Source organism: Pseudomonas sp. NPDC090233 (assembly GCF_044772285.1).
Lineage (GTDB): Bacteria > Pseudomonadota > Gammaproteobacteria > Pseudomonadales > Pseudomonadaceae > Aquipseudomonas.
In genome coordinates this window covers 183,762-209,983 of record NZ_JBIVYQ010000004.1, presented here as the reverse complement: position 1 = coordinate 209,983, position 26,222 = coordinate 183,762, and the positions used below count along the sequence as shown (strand labels likewise).

Below are 26,222 nucleotides of genomic sequence, written 5' to 3'. Positions count from 1 at the left end.
TGAATCTGAAAGCGACCTGCCATATGTCATCCGCGTTTCAAGCTTGCGCGTTCTGGGCCTATAATGGAGCCCTTTTCGCCCAATGATTTTGCGGAGCTGGTGATGGTCGAACGTAAGGCTTCCGTCGAGCGCAATACCCTGGAAACCCAGGTCAAGTGCTCGATCAACCTCGATGGCAGTGGCAAAGCCCGATTCGATATCGGCGTGCCTTTCCTTGAACACATGCTCGACCAGATCGCCCGACACGGGCTGATCGATCTGGATATCGAGTGCAAGGGTGACCTGCATATCGACGATCACCATACCGTCGAAGACGTCGGTATCACCCTGGGCCAGGCATTCGCCCAGGCCATCGGCGACAAGAAAGGCATCTTCCGCTACGGCCATGCCTATGTGCCGCTGGACGAAGCGCTGTCGCGCGTGGTCATCGACTTCTCTGGCCGCCCAGGCCTGCAGATGCACGTGCCGTACACCCGCGCCACGGTCGGTGGCTTCGATGTCGACCTGTTCCAGGAGTTCTTCCAGGGCTTCGTCAACCACGCCCTGGTCAGCCTGCACATCGACAACCTGCGTGGCCACAACACCCACCACCAGATCGAAACCGTGTTCAAGGCATTCGGCCGCGCGCTGCGCATGGCTGTAACCCTCGACGAGCGCATGGCCGGGCAGATGCCATCCACCAAGGGATGCCTGTAAATGCAGACGGTAGCCGTAATCGACTATGGCATGGGCAACCTGCACTCGGTGGCCAAGGCGCTCGAGCACGTCGGTGCCGGCAAGGTGCTGGTCACCAGCGATGCCGCGGTAATCCGCGAAGCTGACCGCGTGGTGTTCCCGGGCGTGGGCGCAATTCGCGACTGCATGGCCGAGATCCGCCGCCTGGGCTTCGACAGCCTGGTGCGCGAAGTGAGCCAGGACCGCCCGTTCCTCGGCATCTGCGTCGGCATGCAGGCGTTGCTGGACCACAGCGAAGAGAACGATGGCGTCGATTGCATCGGCCTGTTCCCGGGCCAGGTGCGCTTCTTCGGCAAAGGCCTGGAGGAAGATGGCGAGCACCTGAAGGTGCCGCACATGGGCTGGAACGAAGTCAGCCAGAGCATCGACCACCCGCTGTGGCACGACATCCCTGACCGCGCGCGTTTCTATTTCGTGCACAGCTACTACATCAATGCCGGCAAGCCTGGCCAGGTGGTCGGTCGCGGCCACTATGGCGTCGACTTCGCCGCAGCGCTGGCTGACGGTTCGCGCTTTGCCGTGCAGTTCCACCCGGAGAAGAGCCATACCCATGGCCTGCAGCTGCTGCAGAACTTCGTTGCCTGGGACGGGCGCTGGTAAATGAGCCGATCGAAGACCAAGGCCCCGGTCATCACCCTGGCCGCCGAGCAGGAGCGCGAGGCGCTGGACACGCTAAAGCGTTTCCTCGAAGACCGCTTCGAGCTGCAGCTGGGGTCGTTCGAAGTGGCCGAGGTCCTCGAGCTGTTCAGCAAAGAGATTGCACCCCATTACTACAACAGGGCGATTGCCGATGTTCAGCTGCACCTCAAGGAGCGGTTCGAGAGCATCGAAAGCGACCTGTGGGCACTCGAGAAGCCCTGAAACCCAACAAATAGACAGGTTCCCAAGATGCTGATTATCCCCGCTATCGATCTGAAGGACGGTGCTTGCGTGCGCCTGCGCCAGGGCCGCATGGAAGACTCCACGGTATTCTCCGACGATCCGGTGAGCATGGCCGCCAAATGGGTCGAGGGTGGCTGCCGCCGCCTGCATCTGGTCGACCTCAACGGCGCCTTCGAAGGCCAGCCGGTCAATGGTGAAGTGGTCACCGCCATCGCCAAGCGCTATCCGACCCTGCCGATCCAGATCGGCGGTGGCATCCGCTCGCTGGAAACCATCGAGCACTACGTCAAGGCGGGCGTCAGCTACGTGATCATCGGCACCAAGGCGGTCAAGCAGCCTGAGTTCGTCGCCGAAGCGTGCAAGGCCTTCCCGGGCAAGGTCATCGTCGGCCTGGACGCCAAGGACGGCTTCGTCGCCACCGACGGCTGGGCCGAAGTGAGCTCGGTGCAGGTCATCGACCTGGCCAAGCGTTTCGAGGCCGATGGCGTCTCGGCGATCGTCTACACCGACATCGCCAAGGACGGCATGATGCAGGGCTGCAACGTACCCTTCACCAAGGCGCTGGCCGAAGCCACGCGCATTCCGGTGATCGCCTCGGGCGGCATCCACAACCTGGGTGACATCAAGGCCCTGCTCGACGCCAAGGCGCCAGGCATCGTCGGCGCCATCACCGGCCGTGCCATCTACGAAGGCACTCTCGATGTCGCCGAGGCCCAGGCCTTCTGCGACAACTACCAAGGCTGAGGACTGAACCATGGCACTGGCCAAGCGCATCATCCCTTGCCTGGACGTGGACAACGGCCGGGTGGTCAAGGGCGTCAAGTTCGAGAACATCCGTGACGCCGGTGACCCGGTGGAGATTGCCCGTCGCTACAACGAGCAAGGTGCCGACGAAATCACCTTCCTCGACATCACCGCCAGCGTCGATGGCCGCGACACCACGCTGCACACCGTCGAGCGCATGGCCAGCCAGGTGTTCATCCCGCTGACCGTGGGCGGTGGCGTGCGCACCGTGCAGGACATCCGTAACCTGCTCAACGCCGGTGCCGACAAGGTTTCCATCAACACTGCCGCAGTGTTCAACCCGGAGTTCGTCGGCGAAGCCGCCGACCGATTCGGTTCGCAGTGCATCGTGGTGGCGATCGACGCGAAGAAGGTGTCCGGGCCGGGTGAAGAACCGCGCTGGGAAATCTTCACCCACGGCGGGCGCAAGCCGACCGGGCTGGATGCGGTCGAGTGGGCGAAGAAGATGGAAGGGCTGGGTGCCGGTGAGATCCTGCTGACCAGCATGGATCAGGACGGCATGAAGAATGGCTTCGACCTGGGTGTGACCCGCGCCATCAGTGATGCGCTGGGGATTCCGGTGATTGCGTCGGGTGGTGTGGGTAATCTGCAGCACTTGGCCGACGGGATTCTGGAAGGGCATGCCAGTGCGGTGTTGGCGGCGAGTATCTTCCACTTTGGTGAGTACACGGTGCCGGAAGCCAAGGCCTATATGGCTTCGCGCGGGATTGTGGTTCGCTGATGGAGTGATTGGGGCTGCTTTGCGGCCCATCGCGGCTTCAGCCGCGATGGGCCGCAAAGCGGCCCCAATTTGCATCACCCGTGATTCTTGCCAAGCAACGCGTGATAAAGCTCGGTATCCCCCAATATCCCCACCACCTTGTCGTTATCCTGCAACACCAGCTTGTTGCCGGTCTGATAACGAATCCGCAGCGCCTCGCGCATGCCGATATCGGCATTGACCAAGGTCGGCCGCCGCTCCAGCAGATCCACATCTTCCCCCGGCGCCCAGTTCTGCAGGTCCAGCCCGTTCTGCCCCTGGCGCGCACGCTTGAGTGAACCGCCTTCGCCCAGGTCCAGCCACGAGTCGATACCCGGATCCAGGCACACCGAGCCATTGATCCGCTTGCAGTTGTCCAGCGTGCGCATCAGGCTGCGCCCGCACAACACGTTCAGCGGGTTGGTATGGGCGACGAAGGTACGCACATATTCGTCCGCCGGGTTGAGCACGATCTCCTCGGGCTTGCTGTACTGGATGATCCGCCCGTCCTTCATGATCGCGATGCGCGAACCCAGCTTCAGCGCCTCGTCCAAGTCGTGGCTAACGAACACGATGGTCTTGCTCAGCTTGCGCTGCAGCTCCAGCAGCTCGTCCTGCAGGCCTTGGCGGATCAGCGGGTCGAGTGCGGAGAACGGTTCGTCCATCAACAGAATGTCGGCATCCATCGCCAACGCCCGGGCCAGGCCCACGCGCTGCTGCATGCCACCTGAAAGCTCATCCGGCTTCTTGTTGCGCCACTGGGTCAGGCCCACCAGCTCAAGTTTCTCGTCGACCAGCTTGCGCCGTTCCTTCTCCGGGCGTCCCTGCATTTCCAGGCCAAAGCTGATGTTCTCGCGCACCGTCAGCCAGGGCATCAGGGCGAACTTCTGGAACACCATGGCGATGCGCTTGGTGCGCATCATCTTCAGCTCTGCAGGGGTGCAGTGGGCGATGTCGATGTGCTTGCCTTCGTGCTCGACGAACAGCTTGCCGCGGCTGACGGTGTTAAGGCCGTTGATGCAGCGCAGCAGGCTCGACTTGCCGGAGCCGGACAGGCCCATCAGCACGCAGATCTCACCCTTGTTGATGTCCAGGTTGGCCTTTTCGACGCCGACCACCAGGCCCGTCTGCTTGAGGATCTGCTCGCGGGTCTTGCCTTCGTCGAGCAGCGACAGGGCCTCGCGCGGTTTGTTGGAGAAGATGACGTCGACGTCTTCGAATCGAATGATGCTCATGCTTCACCCCTTACCGTGACTTCCGGTTGCTTGCAGATACGGTCGAGCATGATCGCCAGCAGCACGATCGCCAGGCCCGCTTCGAAGCCCAGGGAAATGTCGGCGGTGTTGAGTGCGTTGACCACAGGTTTGCCCAGGCCGTCGGCGCCCACCAGGGCGGCGATCACCACCATCGACAGCGACAGCATGATGCATTGGGTGACACCGGCAGCGATGCTCGGCATCGCGTGGGGCAGTTCGATGCGGGTCAGCAGCTGGCGGCGCGAGCAGCCAAAGGCTTTACCGGCGTCGAGCAGCTCTTGCGGCACGTCGCAGATGCCCAGGTAGGTCAGGCGAATCGGCGCGGCGATGGCGAACACCACCGTCGAGATCAGCCCCGGCACCACGCCCAGGCCGAACAGGGTCAGGGTAGGGATCAGGTAAACGAAGGTCGGCACCGTCTGCATCAGGTCGAGCACCGGCCGCATCGCGGTATAGAACATTGGCTTGTGAGCGGCGACGATGCCCAACGGCACGCCGATGGCCACGCACACCACGGTGGCAAAGGTGACCTGCGCCAGGGTCTCCATGGTTTCCTGCCAGTACCCCAGGTTGAGGATCAGCAGGAAGGAAAGGGCGACGAACACAGTGAGTGCCCATTTGCGCTGAATCAGGTGCGCGAGGGCGGCGAACAGGGCGATGAGAACGAACGGGTTGAACCAGGTCAGGGCGCTGGTGACGCCGTGGATCATGAACTCCAGGCCTTGCGCGATGGCGTCGAAGTAGTTCGCGCCGTTCTGGGTCAGCCATTCGACGAACGACGCGATGTACTGCCCCAGGGGTATTTTCTGATCGATAAGCATGATAGCGAGCTTCCACCTGCAATGATTGAAATCAGTCCGGGGCGAGCACGGTCTCGCCCCGCGGTGTTGCTTGAGCGTCTTGCGTTATTGCGTCAGTTTGGCTTTGGCCGCCTCAAGGCCGGGTTTGCCATCCACGGTGGTCACCCCGGCCAGCCAGGCGTCCAGCTTGCCTGGGTTGTCCTTGAGCCACTTTTGCGCGGCCGCCTCGGGCTTCATCTTGTCGTCCAGGACATAGCCCATCATGGTGCTTTCATCCTTGAGCTCGAACGACAGGTTCTTCAACAGCTGGCCTACGTTGCTGCATTCCTGCACATAGCCCTTGCGGGTATTGGTCAGCACGGTCGCCTTGCCGAAGTCGGGGCCGAAGAACTCGTCCCCACCGGTCAGGTACTGCATCTTGAAACGCGTGTTCATCGGGTGTGGTTCCCAACCCAGGAACACCACCGCCTCACCGCGTTTCTGTGCCCGCTCGACTTGCGACAACATGCCGGCCTCGCTGGACTGCACGATCTTGAAACCGGCGTCCTTGAGGCCGAAGGCGTTCTTGTCGATCATGCTCTGGATGGTGCGGTTGCCGTCGTTGCCGGGCTCGATGCCGTAGATCTTGCCGTCCAGCTCCTTCTTGAACTTGGCAATGTCGGCGAAATCCTTGAGGCCTTTGTCATACAGCGCCTGGGGCACGGCCAAGGTGTACTTGGCGTTTTCCAGGTTGGCGCGCACGGTCTCCACCGTGCCGGCGTCGCGGTACTGCTTGATGTCGTTCTCCATGGTCGGCATCCAGTTGCCGAGAAACACGTCCAGGTCCTTGCCGGCGGCCAGCGACTTGTAGGTCACCGGCACCGAGATCATGGTGGTGTGGGTCTTGTAACCCAAGGCTTCGAGCACGACGCTGGTGGTCGCTGTGGTCACGGTGATGTCGGTCCAGCCGACATCGGAGAAACGCACCGTCTGGCACTGCTCGGGTTCTGCAGCCTGGGCCAGTAACGGTGCGGACAGCAACGCGACCAGCAACAGCGAGGGTGAACCTTTCATGGATGGACTCCTGTGATTTTATCTTCGGGTTCGCGAGGGCCGCCGGGCGTTCTCAGGGTCCGGTCGACCAGGCCTGCAGAGGGCAGGATGCGAGGCCGTGCAATACGAGTCGCTTTCGATAATCCTCCAGCGTCGGGCAATCGCCTACTGGTGGGGTCGTATCCAGTACGCAACGGGTCGTATCCAGTACGGGCGACGTCGCTTATGGATTTATCCACCCTTGCTTGCGCATTTTTCCGTCATCCAAGCGCCGGAAAACGGCGCACAAGTGACCAAAACAGCACGGCGCTGCTGAGCAAAATTACGTCGGTTGCAGACGGCGAGGGGGTGCGTAAAAGCCCGATGATGCGTGCATTCGTGGCGGCTCGCAGCTTCAGCCTAGCAGTTGCCCCGCCCTGCGCATGGCGCGCAGAGACAAGCCCAGCAAGAGGTGAAGCGACAATGGCCATCAGCGTGTTCGACCTGTTCAAGATCGGTGTCGGCCCCTCCAGCTCGCATACCGTCGGCCCCATGCGTGCGGGGGCGTTGTTCGTCCAGGGCCTGCGTGAGCGCGGCGAGCTGGAGCACGTGAAGCGCATCGAGGTACGGCTGTACGGTTCGTTGTCGGCCACCGGCATTGGCCACGGCACCGACAACGCCACCATCATGGGCCTGATGGGCGAATGGCCGGACGCCATCGACCCGACCCAGATCGTCCCGCGTATCGCCGACCTGCGCGAAACCGACATACTCAAGCTCGACAACCGCTTGCCCATCGAATTCGTCTGGGCTCGCGACATGCTGTTGCTGGACGAGAACCTGCCCTACCACCCCAATGCCATGACCCTGATCGCCGAAGGCGAGCACGGCGAGCTGCACCGCGACACCTACTATTCGGTGGGCGGTGGCTTCGTGGTCGATGAAGCCCAGGCCGCCAGTGGCGTGCTGGACGCCGACCAGACGGTGCTGCCGTACGATTTCAACAGCGCCGCCGAACTGCTGCGTCTGTGCAAGCAAAACGACCTCAGCGTGTCGCAATTGATGATGGCCAACGAGAAGGTCTGGCGCAGCGAGGAAGAGATTCGTGCGGGCCTATATAAGCTCTGGGAAGCCATGCAGGAATGCGTCAACAATGGCCTCAAGTACGAAGGCATCCTGCCCGGCGGGCTGAACGTGCGCCGCCGCGCCGCCAAGCTGCACCGCAGCCTGCAGGAAATGGGCAAGCCCAACGTGATCGGCTCGACCATGAGCGCCATGGAGTGGGTCAACCTGTTCGCCCTGGCGGTCAACGAAGAGAACGCTGCCGGCGGGCGCATGGTGACCGCGCCCACCAACGGCGCGGCCGGCATCATCCCGGCAGTGTTGCACTACTACATGCGCTTCAGTGATGCGGTGAATGATTCCAACGTGGTCGATTACTTCCTCGCCGCAGCCGCCGTGGGCATCCTCTGCAAGAAAAACGCGTCGATCTCTGGCGCCGAAGTCGGCTGCCAGGGCGAGGTCGGTTCGGCCTGCGCCATGGCGGCGGCGGGCCTTGCCGAAGTGCTGGGGGCGACCCCGCCACAGGTGGAAAATGCCGCCGAGATTGCCCTTGAACACAACCTTGGCCTGACCTGCGACCCGGTCGGCGGCCTGGTGCAGGTGCCGTGCATCGAGCGCAACGCGATTGCCGCAGTGAAAGCCATCAATGCCGTGCAAATGGCCCTGCGCGGCGACGGCGAACACTTCATCTCCCTCGACCAGGTGATCCGCACCATGCGCGACACCGGCGCCGACATGCACGACAAGTACAAAGAGACTTCGCGCGGTGGCCTGGCGGTCAGCGTCATCGAATGTTGATGCGCTGAACGCGCGCTATGCTGGTCACGACGCCCCGTTATGGGGCGTTTGTGCATCTACCGATTGTCGGATGTCGTGATCAGTGTGGGCATTGTCGGTGACACTCAAGAGTGTCGTTTCTGGGAAACCTACACTGCGCGTGTCACCAAATTGCTCAGCTGTTACACCAACGGCGCTAGCCCGCCGCTTTGCGACGACAGGCCAACTTGATCGAAACGCCTGATTTGCCCAACGAAGGCGTCGTTTTCAGGTTTTTTTGGATAGCCGTTCAAATTCAGGCACGGCGATTGCGTTGAGATTGGCCACAAGCCCCTGCGACCGAATCAGGGGCCATAACAAAAAATCAGTGCCCGCCTGAGGCACACCCTGCATTTGTGTGAGGAGAAACCGCGATGACGTCGTACACCTCCGGGAACCCAACCCAGAACCGCACAGCACCCCAGTCCATCGGGTTTCTTCTATTGGACAATTTCACCCTGATTTCCCTGGCGTCGGCCGTCGAGCCGCTGCGCATGGCCAACCAGCTGTCCGGCCGCGAGCTGTATCGCTGGCATACGCTGACGGCCGATGGCGGCCAGGTGTGGGCCAGTGATGGCTTGCAGATCACCCCGGACGCGGCCATGCACAGCGCGCCGCCAATCGACACCGTGATCGTCTGCGGCGGCGTGGGTATCCAGCGCAGCGTCACCCGTGAACACGTCACCTGGCTGCAGGCCCAGGCGCGCCAGTCGCGCAGGCTGGGCGCTGTGTGCACCGGCAGCTGGGCGCTGGCCTGTGCCGGCCTGCTCGACGGCTTCGATTGCAGCGTGCACTGGGAATGCCTGGCGGCCATGCAGGAGGCCTTCCCACGGGCCAACATGAGCACACGCCTGTTCACCCTCGACCGCAACCGCTTCACCAGCTCCGGCGGCACCGCGCCGCTGGACATGATGCTGCACCTGATCAGCCGTGATCATGGCCGCGAACTGTCGGCGGCGATCTCCGAGATGTTCGTCTACGAGCGCATTCGCAACGAGCAGGATCACCAGCGCGTGCCGCTCAAGCACATGCTCGGCACCAACCAGCCGAAGCTGCAGGAAATCGTCGCGTTGATGGAGGCCAACCTCGAAGAGCCGATCGACCTCGATGAACTGGCGGTTTACGTGTCGGTGTCGCGGCGCCAGCTCGAACGGCTGTTCCAGAAGTATCTGCACTGCTCGCCGTCGCGCTACTACCTGAAGCTGCGCCTGATCCGCGCGCGGCAGCTGCTCAAGCAAACGCCGATGTCGATCATCGAAGTGGCGTCGGTGTGCGGTTTCGTTTCCACGCCGCATTTCTCCAAGTGCTACCGCGAGTACTTCGGTATTCCGCCGCGCGATGAGCGGGTAGGGTCCAATACTGCGCAGCAGGTGGCGATGATGCCGATTCCGCAGGCCATGGCCTTGTCGCCGCACAGCGGGCCGATGGCGGCGCTGAGCCAGGCGCGCAATGAGTCGACGTTTGCCAGTGTGAGGCTCTGATACAGCGTCGCCCTTTTCGCGGCTGAAGCCGCTCCCACTGGAAGTAGCGTTACCCAGTGGGAGCGGCTTCAGCCGCGAAGAGGCCAGCCCAGGCAATACAAATCCTTCGGTTGATAATGATTCTCGACTACAGGTAACATCCCCGCCCCCGAAATCGCTTGGCATACCACCCCGTGGCGGACGACAAACTGCAACTCTACCTCGCCCACCGGGCAGCATTGGTCGACTATGCCGCGCCAATCGTGGGTTGCCGTGCCCGTGCCGAAGACGTGGTGCAGGAAGCCTGGCTGCGTTTCAGCCGCCAGGACAGCGACGCCGAGATCCGCCACCCAGCCAGCTATCTCTACCGCATCGTGCGCAACCTGGCGCTCGACCAGACCCGCCGTACGGCCACCGAGAAGGCCCAGCCCGCAAGCGACGAGATACTCGCCGAATTGCCGTCCAGCAGCGCCTCGCCCGAACAGACCGTCACCCAGCAGGACGAGCTCGCCGCCATCAGCCGTGCCCTTGAGGCGTTGCCTGCGCGCACCCGCCTGGCCTTCGAGATGCACCGCCTGGGTGGCTTCACCCTGCAGCAGGTGGCCGCCCACCTGAACGTCTCGGTGAGCCTGGTGCACCAGTTGGTCCACGACGCCTTGCGCCATTGCATGGAACACCTGGAGGACGATCTGTGAAAAATCCGGCTGCTGGTGCGTCCTTTGCTCAACGGGCCGACTCTGTGCGACCCTTCGCGCCCCCGAGCCCCCAGGAGACTTGCCGGACATGACGTCAGCAGATCGCGTATCCAGCCGCCGCGACCAGGCCCTGGACTGGCTCCTGCGCATCCAGCAGGCCCCGCACGATGCGCAGCTGCGTGCCGAGCTGGCGCAGTGGTGCGCCAGCGATGTGGCCAATGCCCAGGCCTACGGCAAGGCCGAGCGGGTCTGGCGCCTGACCGGCCAGCTGGCCCCTGCCACCGTCGAGCAGTGGCCCGAACCAACCGCCACGGTCGTGCCGCTGCCGAAAAGAAAACCGACCCGCCGCTGGTGGCTCGGTGCAGCGGTGGCCGCCTGCCTGATGGTAGCCGTGGCGCCGTCGCTGAGCCTGCGCCTGCAAGCCGACTACCGCACCGCCCAGGGCGAGACCCGCGATGTGACGCTGGCCGATGGCAGCGTGGTGCAGATGGACAGCGACACGGCAATCGCCGTGGACTACTCCGGCAATCACCGCAACGTGAAGCTGCTGGCGGGCCAGGCGTTCTTTGAAGTCACACCTGACAAGACCAAGCCGTTTCATGTGCGTGTCGACGACGTGCAGGTGACGGTCACCGGCACTGCGTTCAACGTCGAGCTGCGGCCGGGCAGGATGGGGGTGGATGTGCAGCACGGCTCGGTGCGGGTCGAAGACACCGCGAAGGCCCAGGTGCTGGCCGCCGCGCTGACGGCTGGGCAGAAGCTGCGCTATGTCCAAGGGCAGGCGCAGGTGCTGCCGTTCCAGCCGTCCCAGGCGGCGGCGTGGCGCCAGGGGCAGCTGATTGCCGATGAGACGCCAGTGGCCGAACTGGTGGCCGAGTTGGCGCGGTACCTGCCAGGCAAGGTGCTGCTGCGTGATGACGCGCTGGGCGTGAAGCGCGTTAGCGGCGTATATGACCTGCGCAAGCCTGAGGCGGCGCTGCGCGCGGTGGTCCGGCCACACGGAGGCCAGGTTGAAAGCTATGGGCCTTGGCTGTGGGTGCTCAGCCGGCCATGAGATATCCGGGGCCGCTTTGCGGCTCCAAATTCCCCCGTCAAAAAAAATTCAAAAATCTTCTGAAAATTCCCTGAACTGCCCCGTCTTCTCCCCCGCGCGCAACAACTGATATCGATTCGTATTCAATTTAATGCCCGGCGACTGCCCGGGGCGGGGACGTGGGATGACTGAAACAACAAGCCGTAGGCCGCGCCAAGCGCGGGGTTGGTCGTTGCGCCTGAAACAAGCTGCTGGTGCAGGAGTACTGGGGTTGTGCAGCTCGCTGGCGGTGGTGTCGGCCTTTGCCGAACAGCCTGCGCAGCGCAGCGAGCTTACCCAGGTGCACAGCTTCGATATCCCCGCGCAGAAGCTCGCCATCGCCCTGATCAATTTCGGCCAGCAGAGCGGCATGCAGGTCACGGTCGACCCCGACCTGCTCGATGGCCTGCAGTCCACCGCCATCAGCGGCCAGCTCAGCAGCGAGTCGGCGCTGGCGCAGTTGCTGATCGGCACCGGCATCACCTGGGATTACCAGGACGGCGCGCTGGTGTTTCGCCTGCTCCAGGCCGGCAACGGTTCGCTGGAGCTGCACAACACGGTGATCCTCGGCGACACCGAAGAGAACAGCTACATGGGTGCCAAGGTCATCGACCGCAAGGCGATCCAGGCCTTCCCCGGTGCCAACGGCGATATCACCACGCTGCTGCAGATGCACCCCAACGTGCAGTTCAGCACCGAGCAGAAGAGTTCCAACACGCCGGGCGAAATCGACCCCGCCGACATCAGCATCAACGGCGCCAAGTTCTACCAGAACAACTTCATGATCGACGGCATCTCGATCAACAACGACCTCGACCCCGGCGCCCACGGCTACAACGAAACCCGCCAGTTCGATTCGGCGCCCAGCCGCTCGCACGGCATAGCCCTGGACGCCGACCTGCTCGAAGAGATCAAGGTCTACGACAGCAACGTCCCGGTCGAATACGGCGGCTTCAATGGCGGCGTGGTCGACGCCATCACCCGTCGCCCAAGCTACGACCTGCACGGCAAGCTGTCCTACGCCATGACCCGTTCGGAGTGGACCAGCTACCACATCACCCGCGAGAACAAAGAAACATTCGACACCTCGTCGAACGAGAAGAACCAACCCGAGTTCACCAAGACCACCCTGCGCGGCACGCTCGAAGGCCACCTGACCGACGACTTCGGCGTGTTGTTCAACTTCTCGCAGAAGCGCTCGTACCTGCCACTGCGTACCTATGCCAACGGCTACAACAGCCCAAACAACGACAACGAACAGGAACAGACCCGGGCGCTGGACAACTTCCTGCTCAAGACCTACTGGAACGTCAACGACCGCCTGACCCTCGACACCTCGATCGTCTACGCCCCGCAGGAAAACACCTATTACCGCGAGGACTACCGCGACTCCGGCTACACCAACATCAACGGCGGCTGGCAGGGCTCGTTCAAGGCCATCTACGAAGGCGATACCGCCCGCTGGACGCAGCAACTGGCGGTGAGCAACCTGTACGCCTCGCGCGACTCCGACCGCAACCAGGAGATCAAGTGGTACTGGTCCGACACCAAGAACTGGGGTAACCCCGACGACAGTAACGCGCGCAGCGCCGAGGGCGGTTTCGGCAGCCTCTACCAGACCCAGCGCAGCATCGACTACAAGCTCAAGGCCGACTGGCAGACGTTCAGCATCGGTTCTGCGGCGCACAGCCTGACCACCGGCCTTGAGCTTGGCTATCAGCGGGCGAGCTGGGAGCGTGAGGATGAAGCGCTGTCGATCACTACCTTGAAGCGCGACAACGGCGTGTGCAGTGGCGGCGACCCTTGGTGCTCGAACGGGCAGTTGCTCAACGGCAACAACCGCCAATACGGCTCGGCGATGATGGTCTACGGCGCCGGCAAGATCGACATGGAGCAGAAGAAATACGCGCTGTTCGTCCAGGACGAGATCGGCTACGGCAAGCTCACCCTGCGCCCCGGCCTGCGCTTCGAGGGCGACGACTACATGGAGCAGAAGAGCCTGGCGCCGCGCTTTGCCGGCGATTACGACTTCTTTGGCGACCGCAGCACGGTGCTGGTGTTCGGCGCCAACCGCTACTACGGCCGCAACCTGTTCAAGTATCGCCTGGCCGATGGCCGCCAGCAGTTCACCTCGCGCTACACCCGCGCCACCCAGGCCGCCGAATGGGCACTGTCGAGCACCAACAAGAACATGAGCAGGTTCTCCAGCATGGACATCCCCTACGACGACGAGTTGATGCTGGGGCTCAACCAACGCTGGTTCGACACCGAATTTCAGCTCAAGTACGTCAACCGCAAGGGCCACGACCAGATCTATCGCACCCGGCCCTATTACAACCTGGATGCCAAGGATATTCCCGAAGGCTACAGCAAGGATTACTACGCCTACCTCAACGCCGGTACCAGCGAGACCGAGAACGTCAGCCTGACCGTCACGCCGATGCAGCCCCTGCGCTTCAAGGGCACCAGCACCAGCGTGCAGCTGGCCCTGGACTGGTCGCGGACCAAGAGCGGTTATGGCCAGACTTACGAGGCAGGCCTGGACGGTGACGAGCTGGCCGGCAACGATGTGGTACTCGACGGCAAGCGCATTCCGTACCACGAACTGCCGGGCAGCGACTACAACCGGCCCTGGACCGCGCGGCTGACCACCATCACCGACATCCCCCAGTGGAACCTGTCGATCAGCAACTTCCTGCGCTATCGCGGAGCGTACGACCAGGTCGTCAACCTGGACGAAGACATCGAGGTCGACGGCGAAGTGCTCAGCCGCTACGAGACCGTGGCCACTCCGGCGGCACCGACCTGGGACATGAAGCTGGCCTGGGACATCCCTACCGGCAAGGACCAGGCGTTTTTCGTCAACGTCGATATCACCAACGTCACCGACAAGGTCAACAAGATCTCCAGCCGCGAGTCGGTGAGCCTGGTGAGCTACGAAGTCGGCCGCCAGTACTGGCTGGAAGTCGGCTACCGCTTCTGACCCCTCCCTAAAAAAACCGTGGACACCCTGATGAAAAAGCTCATTGCGGGCCTGCTCGGCCCGCTGCTGCTCGGCGCCTGCGCGTCGCTGCCCGAACCTGACGCGCCGTTGCCCTGGGATGCCCAGGTCACTCAAGGCACCCTGGCCAACGGTGTGCAATACCGCCTGGTGCGCGAGGCCGCGCAACCCGGCCGGCTGGACCTGCGCATGACCGTCAACGCCGGCTCCGTGGACGAGGCCGACGACCAGGTCGGCGTCGCCCACCTGGTCGAGCACCTGGTGTTCCACAGCCGTGCCGGGCAGGCGCAGAACCTGCGCGCGCGCATGGTCGGGCTGGGCTGGGTGCAAGGCCGGCACTTCAATGCCGTGACCAACTACGAGCGCACTCAATACATGCTCAGCCCGCCGGCAGGCATGCGCCAGGCGCCGCAGGCTTTGCAGGTGCTGGCCGACATGGCCTTCGCCCGCGACTACAGCGCGGCGGATCTGGAGCGTGAGCGGCCGATCGTCATCGAAGAATGGCGCGGCGGGTTGGGCGTGGCACAGCGCATGAACGAACAGCGCACGGCGTCGCAGCGGGTCGGCTCGCGCTACCCGGCACACCGCACCATCGGCAACGAAGCGGCTATCCGCAGTGCCAGCCTGGCCAGCCTGCAGGCGTACCAGGCCACCTGGTACCAGCCTTCCAACCTGGTCATTTCAGCGGTGGGCGATTTTGAGCCCAAGGCTATGCTGGCGCAGATCGAAAGCGTGTTTGGCAAAGCCCAGGGCAGTGAAACACCGCGGCGCGATCATCGCGACCTGCCATTGGATAACCAGCTGAAAATTTTCCGCCTGCAGGACCCGCAGTCCGGCAGCAATCAGGTGTCGCTGTTGCTGCGCCTGCACGAGCCGGACAGCCGCGGTACCTCCCAGATCGCCCTGCGTGAGCGCTTGATCGACCGCATGGCCCTGGCCGCGCTGGTCGACAATCTGCGTCGTCAGCCTCGGCAAACCGGCGTGCGCAGCTTCACCGCACAGAAAACCCTGATCGGCAGCCAATCGACGGTGCTGGGGATTGCGGCAGGCGTCGAAGGCCTGCAGCACGAACAGGCGCTACGTCAGTTGCTGACCGAGATCGAGCGCCTGCGCCAACACGGCTTCAGCGAACAAGACTTCGAGAGCGAGCGCAGCCATATCCGCGCCTTGGCCGACAAGACCTTGGCTAATCAGGCGCCACGCACCTTCGAGCAGTGGGTCGAGCAGCTCAACAACGCCACCGCGCCAGAAGGCCGCGTTGTCGAGCGGCATGCGGCTGCCCAGCGCTATCTGGATGTATTGCCAGACGTCGACCGCGAAGACCTGAACGACAGGCTGCGGTTGTGGCTGGGCAGTGCCGACCGCGTGCTGCAGATCAGCGTGCCCGGGCAGTCGCAGGTCGCCTTGCCGAGCGTCGCGGCGGTCGAGGCATTGCAGGCGGAGATCGCCAAGCAGGTGCTGGGCGCCCCTGTGCAACAGCAAGCCGAAGCGCCGGCTGTTGCTGAATATGAACCCGATGCCCCGGCCCCCGCCGGGAACATCGTCGCCCGCAAGACATTCCCCGCCGAACAGGTCGAACACTGGACCCTGGGCAATGGCGATCGCCTGGTGTGGCTGCGCCGTAACGGCCCGGACGGCAAGTGGTTGCTGCAAGCCGACTCGTCCGCCGGCTATCGCCTGGCCGACGCCCCCGCGTGGCGCTTGCAGATGGCCGCGCAACTGGCTGTACGCAGCGGGCCGCAAGGCGCCCAGGCGTGGCGCGAGAAGCAGCGGGCCACGCTCAGCCTTGAGCATCAACCGCAACGCCTGCAGCTGAACCTCAGCGGTGCTCCCGAGCAACTGCAAGCCATGCTCCAGAGCTATCGCCTGAGCCAGCAGGCAGGCATCGATCCGACCCTGTTCCACGAGGCCCGCAGTGATCTGCTGCAGCGTTTGCGCAGCCGTCCTGAAGATGTGCGTTCGCGCCAGGAGAGCGCGCAGCGCAAGCTGAAGTACGGTGCCGATCATTGGCAAACGCCGGACCCGGAAGCGTTGCAACAACTCGATCAAAAGCAACTGCAAGCCGACTGGCAGCGCCTTGCCAGTGCACCGGTGACCTATTACCTGATGGCCGATGTGCCCGCAGAGCAGCTGGACCCGCTGGTGCGCGACTACCTGGCCAACCTGCCGCGCGGCGCTTCACCCAGCCCGCAAGCGGCCGTGCAGCAAGCCGGCCAGCGCCGCAGCGACCTGGCCATCGCCCTGGAGCCACGTGCCGTGCTGCAGGCCAGCAGCTACCAGTCCAAAGCCTGGCAACCACAAGCCGCCATGCGCGTCGCATTGCTGCGCGAGCTGGCCAACCAGCGGCTCAAGCAGCAGCTGCGCGGCGAGGCCTCGGGGGTTTATCGCCTGAGTTTCGACGCACAGCTCGACCCCGACTCGCAGCGCATCGAAAGCAGCCTGAACTTCACCTGCGACCCGGCGCGCGTGGATGAATTGTGGGCAATGGCGCAAAACACCCTGGCCGGTTTGACCGTGGATGAACAGTGGCTGCACACCGCGCGCCGCGAGCTGGTGCGCCAGGAAGCCAAGCGCCGCGAAGATCCGCAAACCCAGTTCAAGCGTCTGATCCTCAGCGAGCGCCACTATCAGGACCCACGCTACCTCAGCGAACAGGCCAAATTGCCCGAGGCGTTGACCTTGCCAGCCATGCAGCAACTGGCCCGGCAGTTGTTCCCCGCCGCCAACCAGGTGCAGCTGCGCCTGCTGCCATCGCCCGCCGCGCTGGAGCAGGCCCTGTGAAGACCCTGCGCACGTTCTACCGCCTGAGCCGCCCGTTCTGGCACGACCGCCGCCAGTGGCCCGCCTGGCTGATGCTGGCAGCGGTGATCGGCCTGGGATTGCTGGTGGTGCAGATCAATGTACTGATCAACAGCTGGAGCAAGACGTTCTACGACACCCTGGCCGCGTTCGACACGACCGGGCTGTACGGCCTGGTCAGCGAGTACGCGCTGTACCTGTGCAGCTATGTGCTGATCGTCGTGGCCATGGATTACATCCGCAAAGGCCTGGAGCTGCGCTGGCGCCAGGCGATGACCGGGCGCCTGACCGATGCCTGGCTGGCCGACCAGGCGTTCTACCGCCTGGGCCTGACCGGCGAGCCGGACAACCCCGACCAGCGCATTGCCCAGGACGTCGACCTGATGGTCGGCCTGAGCATCGAACTGGTGGCGTCGCTGGTGATCAACCTGGCGCAGGTCGGTGCGTTCGTGATCATCCTGTGGAACCTGTCGGGCGTGCAGACCTTCAGCCTGTTCGGCGAAAGCTTCACGGTGCATGGCTATCTGGTGTGGATCGTACTGGCCTACACCGTGCTCGGCAGCCTGTTCACCCACCTGATCGGCAAGCCGCTGCATGCGCTCAACTACGAGCGCGAGCACCGCGAAGCAGACTTTCGCGCCAGCCTACTGCGCAAGCGCGACCATGCCGAGCAGATCGCCCTGTACCGTGGCGAGGCCGTCGAGCGCGCGCACCTGGCCGAGCGCTTTCGCGCCATCGCCGACAACTGGCGGCAGTTGATGGGGCGTGAGCGCAATCTCAGCCTGTTCACCGTCTCCTACGAACGCCTCAGCTTGATCATCCCCGTGTTCGCGGCGTTGCCGGCGTTCATGGCCAAGACCATCACCCTTGGTGGACTGATGCAGATCCGCAGCGCGTTCAGCGCCGTGCACGGCTCGCTCAGCTGGTTCATCAAGCTGTATACCCGGCTGGTGCGCTGGAGCGCCGCGCTGCAGCGGCTGGAGCAGTTCGAACAGGCGATTGTCGCCAGCCGCGAACAGGCCGTTGCTGCTGCGCGCGGCGACTGCCTGTGCACACGCGGGCTGACGCTGTGCCGGCCGGATGGCAGCGCCATGCTGCGCGACTTCGACTTGCGCGTGGGGCAGGGCCAATGGTTACGCCTGGGCGGGCGCAGCGGGCTGGGCAAGTCGACCTTGCTGCGCACCCTGCAGGGGCTGTGGCCCTACTGCCTGGGCAACTGGCAGCTGCCTCCGGGGCGCAGCCTGTTGTTGCCGCAGAAACCCTACATGCCGCACATGAGCCTGCGCGGGTTGCTGGCTTATCCACAGGTGCAGGCGATCGACGATGTGGTGTTGGTCGATGTGCTGGGCAAGGTGGGCTTGGGCGGGCTGATCGGGCAACTGGACAAGCAGGCGGAGTGGGATCGCGTGCTTTCCGGTGGTGAACAGCAGCGGGTCGGCCTGGCGCGGGCGTTGTTGTATCGGCCGGATACGCTGTATCTGGATGAGGCAACCAGTCAGCTGGATACCGGCAGTGCGCGGGGGTTGCTGGAGATGCTCAAGCGGGAGTTGCCGGGGTGTACGGTGGTGGCCGTCACTCACCAGGAAGGGTTGGCTTCGGTGTTTGGGAAAACAGTGGAGCTGGAAGCGGTGTGAATCTGTACCGGCCTCTTCGCGGGCTTGCCCGCGAAGAGGCCGGTACAGGCAAACCCTTTTCAAGCCCGCTTGCTGAAACTCGCCAATGCCGGCAGCAATTGCTTGTCGATGGCCTGACGCACCGCCGGCAAAATCGTCGCGCTACCGGTATACATCTGCTCGACCATGCCTTTCAGCGCCCGCGCATTGGGCTCGGTCAGCCCGCGCACCACCGCCTCGCACGCCTGCTCGGCACTGGCCCCGGCAGGGATATCGAAACCGCGCGCGCGCAGGTGGCCGGCGAGGTCGTCCTGGTCAATCAAATCCGCATGCATCATGGCTGTTGTCCCTTTTATCGCTAAGAGAGTGCTGCTGTGATTTACGACCGATTCTGTGTCCATGGCGACATGCCCGCAACAACTGAATGTCGGCATGACTGCTTTGGCTAAGAACAGGTCGCTCCCGGCTAATTCCTTGTGCCGGGAACTCAGCACACTGACCCCATTCACGGTACCGGAGGGTTTGGTCACCCTCACTCACGCACAGTGGATGTTGCTCGCTCTTGGCCCCGCTGGCTCACGGCTTTGCGGGGTTATTTTTTTTGCGGCAAGCCAATCACCCGGCCCAGGAAGGCGGGCGCCTGAAGATCTTGCTGTTCGGCCACAAGTCCCTGCAGCAAACCCACGCTGCGCTCGCTGAATGGCGCCGCTTTCGGCCCCGCCAGGTCCACATGCAGCAGCATCTGCTCGCTGGCCGCCAGCGCCTCGTCGAACCCTGCCCGGTGAAGGCTGTGATAGACCTGCAACCGCTTGCTGTCGAAACCTATGATCTGCGTCTGCACCCACACCTCGGTGCCTAGCTTCACCTCGTGCAGATAATTGATGTGCGCTTCCAGGGTGAACAGCGAGTGCCCACTCTGCCCACGGCTGTCGGCATCCAGGCCGATGCGCTCCATCAGCGCATCGGTGGCGTAACTGAAGATCAGCAGGTAGAAGGCATCGCGCAGGTGCCCGTTGTAATCGACCCAGTCCTCCTGGACCGGGGTGCGGTAGGTGATCAGTGCGGGCATCGTGGTCTCCTCAATCGCTGAACGACATGCCGTGGCTGGCCTTGCTGGTCTTCACCGCTTCCAGCACTGCGAGCAGGGTGTCATCACGATAGCGCTCCAGCGCGGCGATGCTGCGTTCCCCCAGCTGCTCCGAGGTGCCGTCCACCACGTCGTCGATCAGCTTGTCGGTCAGCTCCGGTGCCGGCAGGTAGGTCCAGGGCAGTTTCAGCGCGGGGCCGAACTGCGACATGAAGTGGCGCATGCCGGCATCGCCGCCGGCCAGGGTGTAGGTGAGGAAGGTGCCCATGAACGACCAGCGCAGGCCGGCGCCGAAGCGGATGGCGTCGTCGATTTCGCCGGTGGTCGCCACGCCGTCGTTGACCAGGTGCAGGGCTTCGCGCCACAGCGCTTCGAGCAGGCGGTCGGCGATGAAGCCGGGGACTTCCTTGCGCACATGCAGCGGGCGCATGCCGAGGGCGGTGTAGATGGTTTTCGCCGCTTCGATAGCTTCCGGCGAAGTGCGGCTGCCGCCTACGATCTCGACCAGTGGCAGCAGGTACACCGGGTTGAACGGGTGGCCGACGACGCAGCGTTCCGGGTGGGTGGACGACTCGTAGAACTCGCTGGGCAACAGGCCCGAGGTGCTGGAGCCGATGATTGCATCAGGCTTGGCAGCAGCGCTGATCTTCGCATGCAGGTCGAGCTTGAGGTCCAGGCGCTCCGGTGCGCTTTCCTGGATGAAATCGGCGTCGCGAACGCATTCTTCGATGGTTGTGACGAACTTCAGACGGTCTTGTGCGGCGCCCGGCGCCAGGCCTTGTTTCTCAAGCGCAGGCCAGGCGTTGGCGATGCGCTTGCGCAGGGCCTGCTCGGCGCCCGGCGCCGGGTCCCAGGCGACCACGTCCAGGCCGTAGGCCAGGGCGCGGGCGACCCAGCCGCTGCCGATCACGCCGCTACCCAGGGCGGCGAAGGTCTTGATCTCGGTGATGAAGGGCATATCAGTCTCCTGAAGGGATCAGCGGCGTTTGAGGTTCATTTTTTCCCGGCCTTCTGCCGGGGTCAGTACGCGGCCGCCCAGGCGGGTGATGATCTCGGCGGCACGTTCCACCAGCTGGCCGTTGCTGGCCAGCACACCTCGGTCCAGGTACAGGTTGTCTTCAAGGCCGACCCGCACGTTGCCGCCGAGGAGCATGGCTTGCGCGGCCATCGGCATCTGCATGCGGCCGATGCCGAAGCCAGCCCAGGTGACGTTGGCGGGCAGGTTGTCGACCATCGCTTTCATGGTGGTGGTGTCGGCCGGTGCGCCCCACGGGATACCCAGGCACAGCTGGAACAGCGGGTCATCGAGCAGGCCCTCTTTGATCATCTGCTTGGCGAACCACAGGTGGCCGGTGTCGAAGATTTCCAACTCGGCTTTCACGCCCAACTCGGTGATGCGCTTGGCCCCGGCGCGCAGCTGTGCGGGGGTGGAAACGTAGATTGCGTTGCCGTCTCCGAAGTTGAGGGTGCCGCAGTCGAGGGTGCAGATTTCCGGCAGCAGCGCTTCGATGTGGGCCAGGCGTTCCAGCGGGCCGATCAGGTCGGTGCCGGGGCCGAATTCCATGGGCGATTCGCCCGGGCCGATTTCCAGGTCGCCGCCCATGCCGGCAGTGAGGTTGACGATGATGTCCACGTCAGCTTCGCGGATGCGTTCCATGACTTCGCGGTAGAGGTTGACGTCGCGGCTGAAACGGCCGGTTTGCGGGTCGCGGACGTGGCAGTGGACCACGGTGGCGCCGGCCTTTGCGGCTTCGACGGCGGATTCGGCGATTTGCTTGGGAGTGACTGGGACCAGGTGGCTCTTGGCGACCGTGTCGCCGGCGCCGGTGAGGGCGCAGGTGATGATGACGTCGTGGTTCATGGTGGATTCCTTGTGAGATCGGTTGTGGGCTTTTCGCGGATGAATCCGCTCCTACAGGGTCCACGCGGGACCCCGTAGGAGCGGATTCATCCGCGAAGCGAACTATCAGTTGGCAGTAAGCTTGAGGTTCTCAGCCGCAGGCTTGCCATCGAAGGTAGTCACCCCCTCAAGCCAGCGCGCCTTGCCCTCGGGATGGTCCTTCAGCCACTGGCGGGCCGACTCCAGCGCGTCCTTGTGGTCGAGCAGCGGCTGCATCATCCGGCTCTCGTCCTCGGCGCTGAAGTTCAGGTTGGCCAGCAGCCGATTGGCGTTGGGGCAGCGCTCGGCGTAATCCGGCGCGGTCACCGTCCACACCGTGGCACGGCCTTCATCCGGGCCGAGGGCATCCTGGCTGTCACCCAGATAAACCATGTCGATGTTCACGTTCATCGGGTGCGGCGCCCAGCCGAAGAACACCACCGCCTGCTTGCGCCGCACGGCGCGGTCGACGGCGGCGAGCATGCCGGCTTCGCTGGACTCGACCAGCTGGAACTTGCCCAGCCCGAACTGGTTCTTGGCGATCATCGCCTTGATCTGCGTGTTGGCGCCGGAGCCTGGCTCGATGCCGTAAATCTTGCCGCCCAGCTCTTTCTCGAACTTGGCGATGTCGGCGAAACTTTTCAGGCCCTTGTCGGCCAGGTACTTGGGCACGGCCAAGGTGGCGCGGGCGTCTTCCAGGCTCGGTTTGTCGAGCACCTTGACCTGCTTGGCATCGACGAAGGGGGTGATGGTCTGGGTCATGATCGGGTTCCAGTAACCCAGGAACATGTCCAGGCGCTGGTCACGGATGCCGGCGAAGATGATCTGCTGCGAGGCGCTGGTCTGCTTGGTCTGGTAACCCAGGCCGTCGAGCAGCACCTGGGCCATGGCGCTGGTGGCGATGACGTCGGTCCAGTTGACCACGCCCAGGCGCACGTTCTTGCAGGCCGCAGGCTCGGCGGCGAAAAGCGGGGTTGCAACGATGCAGCTCACGGCAAGGGACAACAGGCTGCGGCGGATCAAGCTGTGCATGGTGGCTCTCCATCGGCAGTGCATATTGTTATTGAGGGCGGCCTCTGCGGGCCGTTTGAATACGCTACGCTGGCGCCAGGGTGGAAAATCGCACCCTGGCGACCAACACTAGTACGGAAGCGACCACCTGCAACGTGGAGCATGCAATGCCGCAACTGATTCATTTCCTGCTGCTGCCGGGTTTCTCGGCCATCGGCTTCATCAGTGCCCTGGAGCCGCTGCGCGTGGCCAACCGCTTCAAAGGGCCTTCATACCGCTGGCGGGTGCTGAGCCTGGATGGCGGCGCGGTTGAAGCCAGCAATGGCATGTCGGTGAATGCCGACGGCGCGCTGGGGGAGGGGGAGCCGGGCGGGATACTGTTGATTGTCGCCGGCTTCGAGCCGCTGGCCTTTTACGGCCCGGCGCTGCAACAGGCGTTGCGCCGCCTCGATCACGAGGGCGTGATTCTTGGTGGCATCGATACAGGCCCCGTGGTGCTCGCCGAAGCAGGCCTGCTCGATGGCCATCGCGCCACCTTGCATTGGGAAGCGCTGGACGCCTTCAAGGAGCGCTATCCGCGCTTGCATGTGACCCAGGAGCTGTTCGAGATCGACCGCCGGCGCATCACCTGTGCAGGCGGCACGGCATCCATTGACCTGATGCTCGACCTGATCGGCCAGGCCCATGGCAGTGAATTGGCAGTGCAGGTGTCCGAACAATTCGTGCTCGGACGTATCCGCCCGCGCCAGGACCACCAGCGCATGCAGATCGCCAGCCGCTATGGCATCAGCAACAAGAAACTGGTGAAGGTGATCGGCGAGATGGAGCGCAATACCGAACAGCCACTCAATACCCAGGTGCTGGCGGAGGCGGTGCAGGTGACGCGGCGGCAACTGGAGCGGTTGTTCCGCTTGCACCTGGATGACACGCCCAGCGGGTTTTACCTGCGCTTACGGCTGGACAAGGCGCGGCTGTTGTTGCGCCAGACCGACATGAGTGTGCTGGAGGTGGCGGTGGCGTGTGGGTTTGAGTCGGCTTCGTACTTTACCCGGTGTTATCGGGCGCGGTATGAGCGCTGCCCCCGGGAAGATCGGCTGGCGCGGGCGGTTTGATGTGTGTCAGGGCCGGCCTCTTCGCGGGGCAAGCCCGCTCCTACAGAGATCACACCGTCTCTGTGGGAGCGGGCTTGCCCCGCGAAGAGGCCGGCACGGAATTACTGCTGCCCAATGGACTGCAAATATTCCGACCGGTCATCACTACGCTGCGCCACGCAGGTATTCCACGCCGCCTCGAACGCCTTGCTCCCAGGCTTCTCGGCATAGGTTTCGACCTTGCAATCGGCATCCCGCAACTGCGCCCACAGCTTCTCGGCCGCCTCCATCCGCCCGCTGAGCGCCGTGGCCTTGTCTGCCTCATCGGCATACTGGTCGCGAATACGCTGGATCAGATCATCGTAAGCCGACTTGAGCTCGCGCTCGGCAGTCTGCTTGTTGAACGCCGCGCAGGCATAGGTCTGCTGGTCGCTGTCGACGTTGTCGCAAGGCGTGCTTTCTTCCTCGCCGGCCTGGGCGCCGCCAACGACGGTCAGCAGCACCAGCCATGCCAATGATTTCATCCTTATTCTCCTCAACAGGCGGACCAATCGCAGGGATTCTCGCTCAGCCGGGGGCAGGGCGATAGCTCCCTGACGAAATGTTCATGAACGGGCCGCAAAGGTCGTTATCGAGACTGTCTCTCATCCCCGAACGCCGCGCCAGACACGCTCATGTCGCGCATTGACGCTTTCGGCAAACCCCCTGTCGTTTTTGCATCGGGGCGTCTCGGGGCACAGGCATATGCTGGCCCCAAAGCGCCGGCAATAAGGTTTGGCGCCAACCCATTCAATAAAAGGGGACAGCCTGATGAGCCCAGCCGAACTGCACGCCGACAGCATCGTCATCGACGGTTTGATCATTGCCAAGTGGAACCGCGAGCTGTTCGAAGACATGCGCAAAGGCGGCCTGACTGCAGCCAACTGCACGGTGTCGGTGTGGGAAGGGTTCAAGGCCACCGTCGACCAGATCGCCGCCAGCCAGAAGCTGATCCGCGAAAACGGCGACCTGGTGATGCCGGTGCGCACCACCGCCGACATCCGCAAGGCCAAGGAGCTGGGCAAGACTGGCATCCTGTTCGGCTTCCAGAACGCCCACGCATTCGAAGACCAGATCGCCTACGTCGACGTGTTCAAGCAGCTGGGCGTGGGCATCGTGCAGATGTGCTACAACACCCAGAACCTGGTCGGCACCGGCTGCTACGAGCGTGACGGCGGGCTGTCTGGCTTCGGTCGCGAGATCGTCGCCGAGATGAACCGCGTCGGCATCATGTGCGACCTGTCCCACGTCGGCTCGAAAACCTCCGAAGAAGTCATCCTCGAATCGAAAAAGCCGGTGTGCTACTCGCACTGCCTGCCGTCGGGCCTTAAAGAGCACCCGCGCAACAAGTCGGATGAAGAGCTTAAGTTCATCGCCGACCACGGCGGTTTCGTTGGCGTGACCATGTTCGCGCCGTTCCTGGCCAAGGGCATCGACTCGACCATCGACGACTACGCCGAAGCCATCGAATACACCATGAACATCGTCGGTGAAGACGCCATCGGCATCGGCACCGACTTCACCCAGGGCCACGGCCAGGACTTCTTCGAGTACCTGACCCACGACAAGGGCTACGCCCGTCGCCTGACCAACTTCGGCAAGATCATCAACCCCCTGGGCATTCGCACCGTCGGCGAATTCCCCAACCTGACTGAGACCTTGCTCAAGCGCGGCCACTCCGAACGTGTGGTGCGCAAGATCATGGGCGAGAACTGGGTCAACGTCCTCAAGGACGTCTGGGGCGAGTAAGCCGCTCTCCAAGCCTGATAGCCCCTGCTAGCAACGCCGGGGCACCCACATAAAAATTTTTATGGAGTTGAGTTTCCATGGCCAAGATCGCCCCGCAATTGCCAATCGAAGTCGACAGCGAGACCGGTGTCTGGACCAGCGATGCCCTGCCGATGCTGTACGTACCCCGCCATTTCTTCGTCAACAACCACATCGGCATCGAGGAAGTGCTGGGCGCCGACGCCTACGCCGAAATCCTCTACAAGGCCGGCTACAAATCGGCCTGGCACTGGTGTGAGAAAGAAGCCGAATGCCACGGCCTGGAAGGCGTGGCGGTGTTCGAGCACTACATGAAGCGCCTGTCCCAGCGTGGCTGGGGCCTGTTCGAGATCCAGGACATCGACCTGGACAAAGGCACCTGCAGCGTCAAGCTCAAGCACTCGGCGTTCGTGTACGTGTACGGCAAGGTCGGGCGCAAGGTCGACTACATGTTCACCGGCTGGTTCGCCGGCGCAATGGACCAGATTCTCGCTGCCCGCGGCAGCAAGATCCGCACCGTGGCCGAACAGGTCTACGGCGGGTCGGAAGAAGGCCACGAAGATGGCCTGTTCGTTACAAAGCCGTTGTAAGCCGGAGATAGCG

The 26,222-nt window shown here is 63.4% G+C and carries 24 protein-coding genes; 15 read left to right on the top strand and 9 right to left on the bottom strand.

Annotated elements, in window-relative coordinates:
* Positions 1-102 precede the first annotated feature (102 nt).
* The 5 genes from hisB to hisF are packed head-to-tail and all read left to right on the top strand — an operon-like array spanning position 103 to position 3,142.
* Entirely contained in the window at positions 103-696 is a 594-nt protein-coding gene (gene hisB, locus ACIQUF_RS12300) for an imidazoleglycerol-phosphate dehydratase HisB (RefSeq protein ID WP_346613547.1), read from the top strand.
* The gene (gene hisH / locus ACIQUF_RS12295; RefSeq protein ID WP_403131681.1) at positions 697-1,335 is read left to right on the top strand and encodes an imidazole glycerol phosphate synthase subunit HisH; all 639 of its coding nucleotides are present in this window, start codon (positions 697-699) and stop codon (positions 1,333-1,335) included.
* Positions 1,336-1,596 (top strand): DUF2164 domain-containing protein, encoded by a 261-nt coding sequence (locus ACIQUF_RS12290; protein ID WP_403131680.1) that lies wholly within the window; start codon positions 1,336-1,338, stop codon positions 1,594-1,596.
* A gap of 27 nt (positions 1,597-1,623) precedes the next feature.
* Positions 1,624-2,361, top strand: coding sequence for a 1-(5-phosphoribosyl)-5-[(5-phosphoribosylamino)methylideneamino]imidazole-4-carboxamide isomerase (gene hisA, locus ACIQUF_RS12285; protein ID WP_060494680.1), 738 nt, complete (start codon positions 1,624-1,626; stop codon positions 2,359-2,361).
* Positions 2,362-2,371: 10 nt separating this feature from the next.
* Positions 2,372-3,142, top strand: coding sequence for an imidazole glycerol phosphate synthase subunit HisF (hisF, locus tag ACIQUF_RS12280; RefSeq protein ID WP_079226229.1), 771 nt, complete (start codon positions 2,372-2,374; stop codon positions 3,140-3,142).
* A gap of 74 nt (positions 3,143-3,216) precedes the next feature.
* On the opposite strand, the gene choV is transcribed toward hisF, so the two are convergent.
* From choV to ACIQUF_RS12265, 3 genes are all read right to left on the bottom strand, one after another.
* Positions 3,217-4,395, bottom strand: coding sequence for a choline ABC transporter ATP-binding protein (choV, locus tag ACIQUF_RS12275; RefSeq protein WP_403131676.1), 1,179 nt, complete (start codon positions 4,393-4,395; stop codon positions 3,217-3,219).
* Entirely contained in the window at positions 4,392-5,240 is an 849-nt protein-coding gene (choW, locus tag ACIQUF_RS12270; RefSeq protein WP_400803860.1) for a choline ABC transporter permease subunit, read from the bottom strand. Before choW ends, choV begins: the two co-directional genes overlap by 4 nt.
* An 81-nt stretch (positions 5,241-5,321) precedes the next feature.
* Positions 5,322-6,269, bottom strand: a complete 948-nt coding sequence (locus tag ACIQUF_RS12265; protein WP_403131674.1) for a choline ABC transporter substrate-binding protein — start codon at positions 6,267-6,269, stop codon at positions 5,322-5,324.
* Between the two features lie 441 nt (positions 6,270-6,710).
* On the opposite strand from ACIQUF_RS12265, the gene ACIQUF_RS12260 reads away from it, so the two are divergent.
* The 7 genes from ACIQUF_RS12260 (at position 6,711) to ACIQUF_RS12230 (ending at position 18,766) form a co-directional block, all read left to right on the top strand.
* Positions 6,711-8,087: an L-serine ammonia-lyase gene (locus ACIQUF_RS12260; RefSeq protein WP_403131673.1), complete on the top strand. Its 1,377-nt coding sequence runs from the start codon at positions 6,711-6,713 to the stop codon at positions 8,085-8,087.
* A 392-nt stretch (positions 8,088-8,479) separates the two neighbouring features.
* Positions 8,480-9,586 carry a GlxA family transcriptional regulator gene (locus tag ACIQUF_RS12255; RefSeq protein WP_403131671.1) on the top strand — a complete coding sequence of 369 codons (1,107 nt, stop codon included), beginning with the start codon at positions 8,480-8,482 and terminating at the stop codon, positions 9,584-9,586.
* Positions 9,587-9,759: 173 nt separating this feature from the next.
* Positions 9,760-10,260 (top strand): sigma-70 family RNA polymerase sigma factor, encoded by a 501-nt coding sequence (locus ACIQUF_RS12250; RefSeq protein WP_403132509.1) that lies wholly within the window; start codon positions 9,760-9,762, stop codon positions 10,258-10,260.
* Positions 10,261-10,348: 88 nt separating this feature from the next.
* Positions 10,349-11,314 carry a FecR family protein gene (locus ACIQUF_RS12245; RefSeq protein ID WP_403131670.1) on the top strand — a complete coding sequence of 322 codons (966 nt, stop codon included), beginning with the start codon at positions 10,349-10,351 and terminating at the stop codon, positions 11,312-11,314.
* Between the two features lie 163 nt (positions 11,315-11,477).
* Positions 11,478-14,315 (top strand): secretin and TonB N-terminal domain-containing protein, encoded by a 2,838-nt coding sequence (locus tag ACIQUF_RS12240; protein WP_403131668.1) that lies wholly within the window; start codon positions 11,478-11,480, stop codon positions 14,313-14,315.
* Positions 14,316-14,345: 30 nt separating this feature from the next.
* On the top strand, positions 14,346-17,114 hold the full coding sequence (locus ACIQUF_RS12235; protein ID WP_403131667.1) for an insulinase family protein: 2,769 nt from the start codon (positions 14,346-14,348) through the stop codon (positions 17,112-17,114).
* Positions 17,111-18,766, top strand: coding sequence for an ABC transporter ATP-binding protein/permease (locus tag ACIQUF_RS12230; RefSeq protein ID WP_403131666.1), 1,656 nt, complete (start codon positions 17,111-17,113; stop codon positions 18,764-18,766). Before ACIQUF_RS12235 ends, ACIQUF_RS12230 begins: the two co-directional genes overlap by 4 nt.
* 59 nt (positions 18,767-18,825) lie before the next feature.
* Here ACIQUF_RS12230 and ACIQUF_RS12225 read toward each other — a convergent pair whose 3' ends face one another.
* The 5 genes from ACIQUF_RS12225 to choX all read right to left on the bottom strand — a co-directional run bounded on the left by ACIQUF_RS12225 (position 18,826) and on the right by choX (position 22,743).
* A complete protein-coding gene (locus ACIQUF_RS12225; RefSeq protein ID WP_401078610.1) occupies positions 18,826-19,083 on the bottom strand; it encodes a hypothetical protein in 258 nt (85 codons plus the stop codon).
* Positions 19,084-19,337: 254 nt separating this feature from the next.
* Entirely contained in the window at positions 19,338-19,814 is a 477-nt protein-coding gene (locus ACIQUF_RS12220; RefSeq protein ID WP_403131664.1) for a thioesterase family protein, read from the bottom strand.
* 10 nt (positions 19,815-19,824) lie between these two features.
* On the bottom strand, positions 19,825-20,790 hold the full coding sequence (locus ACIQUF_RS12215) for an L-carnitine dehydrogenase (RefSeq protein WP_403131663.1): 966 nt from the start codon (positions 20,788-20,790) through the stop codon (positions 19,825-19,827).
* Between the two features lie 18 nt (positions 20,791-20,808).
* A complete protein-coding gene (locus ACIQUF_RS12210) occupies positions 20,809-21,693 on the bottom strand; it encodes a 3-keto-5-aminohexanoate cleavage protein (protein ID WP_346613562.1) in 885 nt (294 codons plus the stop codon).
* A 105-nt stretch (positions 21,694-21,798) separates the two neighbouring features.
* Positions 21,799-22,743: a choline ABC transporter substrate-binding protein gene (gene choX, locus ACIQUF_RS12205; RefSeq protein ID WP_403131661.1), complete on the bottom strand. Its 945-nt coding sequence runs from the start codon at positions 22,741-22,743 to the stop codon at positions 21,799-21,801.
* A 146-nt stretch (positions 22,744-22,889) separates the two neighbouring features.
* Between choX and ACIQUF_RS12200 the strand changes: the two genes are divergently transcribed.
* Complete coding sequence (locus ACIQUF_RS12200) at positions 22,890-23,834, top strand: GlxA family transcriptional regulator (RefSeq protein ID WP_403131659.1); 945 nt, start codon at positions 22,890-22,892, stop codon at positions 23,832-23,834.
* A gap of 101 nt (positions 23,835-23,935) precedes the next feature.
* On the opposite strand, the gene ACIQUF_RS12195 is transcribed toward ACIQUF_RS12200, so the two are convergent.
* Positions 23,936-24,337, bottom strand: a complete 402-nt coding sequence (locus ACIQUF_RS12195; RefSeq protein WP_403131658.1) for a lysozyme inhibitor LprI family protein — start codon at positions 24,335-24,337, stop codon at positions 23,936-23,938.
* 286 nt (positions 24,338-24,623) lie between these two features.
* Here ACIQUF_RS12195 and ACIQUF_RS12190 point away from each other — a divergent pair, with 286 nt between their 5' ends.
* Both ACIQUF_RS12190 and ACIQUF_RS12185 read left to right on the top strand, forming a co-directional pair.
* A complete protein-coding gene (locus ACIQUF_RS12190) occupies positions 24,624-25,601 on the top strand; it encodes a dipeptidase (protein WP_325976750.1) in 978 nt (325 codons plus the stop codon).
* Between the two features lie 77 nt (positions 25,602-25,678).
* A complete protein-coding gene (locus tag ACIQUF_RS12185) occupies positions 25,679-26,209 on the top strand; it encodes a DUF5943 domain-containing protein (protein ID WP_027594293.1) in 531 nt (176 codons plus the stop codon).
* The last annotated feature ends 13 nt before the right edge of the window (positions 26,210-26,222 follow it).

Bases quoted from the DNA above. Each gene is read 5' to 3' on its own strand.
- hisB (WP_346613547.1), top strand. From the start codon at position 103: ATGGTCGAACGTAAGGCTTCCGTCGAGCGCAATACCCTGGAAACCCAG.
- hisH (WP_403131681.1), top strand. From the start codon at position 697: ATGCAGACGGTAGCCGTAATCGACTATGGCATGGGCAACCTGCACTCG.
- ACIQUF_RS12290 (WP_403131680.1), top strand. From the start codon at position 1,336: ATGAGCCGATCGAAGACCAAGGCCCCGGTCATCACCCTGGCCGCCGAG.
- hisA (WP_060494680.1), top strand. From the start codon at position 1,624: ATGCTGATTATCCCCGCTATCGATCTGAAGGACGGTGCTTGCGTGCGC.
- hisF (WP_079226229.1), top strand. From the start codon at position 2,372: ATGGCACTGGCCAAGCGCATCATCCCTTGCCTGGACGTGGACAACGGC.
- choV (WP_403131676.1), bottom strand. From the start codon at position 4,395: ATGAGCATCATTCGATTCGAAGACGTCGACGTCATCTTCTCCAACAAA.
- ACIQUF_RS12265 (WP_403131674.1), bottom strand. From the start codon at position 6,269: ATGAAAGGTTCACCCTCGCTGTTGCTGGTCGCGTTGCTGTCCGCACCG.
- ACIQUF_RS12260 (WP_403131673.1), top strand. From the start codon at position 6,711: ATGGCCATCAGCGTGTTCGACCTGTTCAAGATCGGTGTCGGCCCCTCC.
- ACIQUF_RS12255 (WP_403131671.1), top strand. From the start codon at position 8,480: ATGACGTCGTACACCTCCGGGAACCCAACCCAGAACCGCACAGCACCC.
- ACIQUF_RS12245 (WP_403131670.1), top strand. From the start codon at position 10,349: ATGACGTCAGCAGATCGCGTATCCAGCCGCCGCGACCAGGCCCTGGAC.
- ACIQUF_RS12240 (WP_403131668.1), top strand. From the start codon at position 11,478: ATGACTGAAACAACAAGCCGTAGGCCGCGCCAAGCGCGGGGTTGGTCG.
- ACIQUF_RS12235 (WP_403131667.1), top strand. From the start codon at position 14,346: ATGAAAAAGCTCATTGCGGGCCTGCTCGGCCCGCTGCTGCTCGGCGCC.
- ACIQUF_RS12225 (WP_401078610.1), bottom strand. From the start codon at position 19,083: ATGATGCATGCGGATTTGATTGACCAGGACGACCTCGCCGGCCACCTG.
- ACIQUF_RS12220 (WP_403131664.1), bottom strand. From the start codon at position 19,814: ATGCCCGCACTGATCACCTACCGCACCCCGGTCCAGGAGGACTGGGTC.
- ACIQUF_RS12215 (WP_403131663.1), bottom strand. From the start codon at position 20,790: ATGCCCTTCATCACCGAGATCAAGACCTTCGCCGCCCTGGGTAGCGGC.
- ACIQUF_RS12210 (WP_346613562.1), bottom strand. From the start codon at position 21,693: ATGAACCACGACGTCATCATCACCTGCGCCCTCACCGGCGCCGGCGAC.
- choX (WP_403131661.1), bottom strand. From the start codon at position 22,743: ATGCACAGCTTGATCCGCCGCAGCCTGTTGTCCCTTGCCGTGAGCTGC.
- ACIQUF_RS12200 (WP_403131659.1), top strand. From the start codon at position 22,890: ATGCCGCAACTGATTCATTTCCTGCTGCTGCCGGGTTTCTCGGCCATC.
- ACIQUF_RS12195 (WP_403131658.1), bottom strand. From the start codon at position 24,337: ATGAAATCATTGGCATGGCTGGTGCTGCTGACCGTCGTTGGCGGCGCC.
- ACIQUF_RS12190 (WP_325976750.1), top strand. From the start codon at position 24,624: ATGAGCCCAGCCGAACTGCACGCCGACAGCATCGTCATCGACGGTTTG.
- ACIQUF_RS12185 (WP_027594293.1), top strand. From the start codon at position 25,679: ATGGCCAAGATCGCCCCGCAATTGCCAATCGAAGTCGACAGCGAGACC.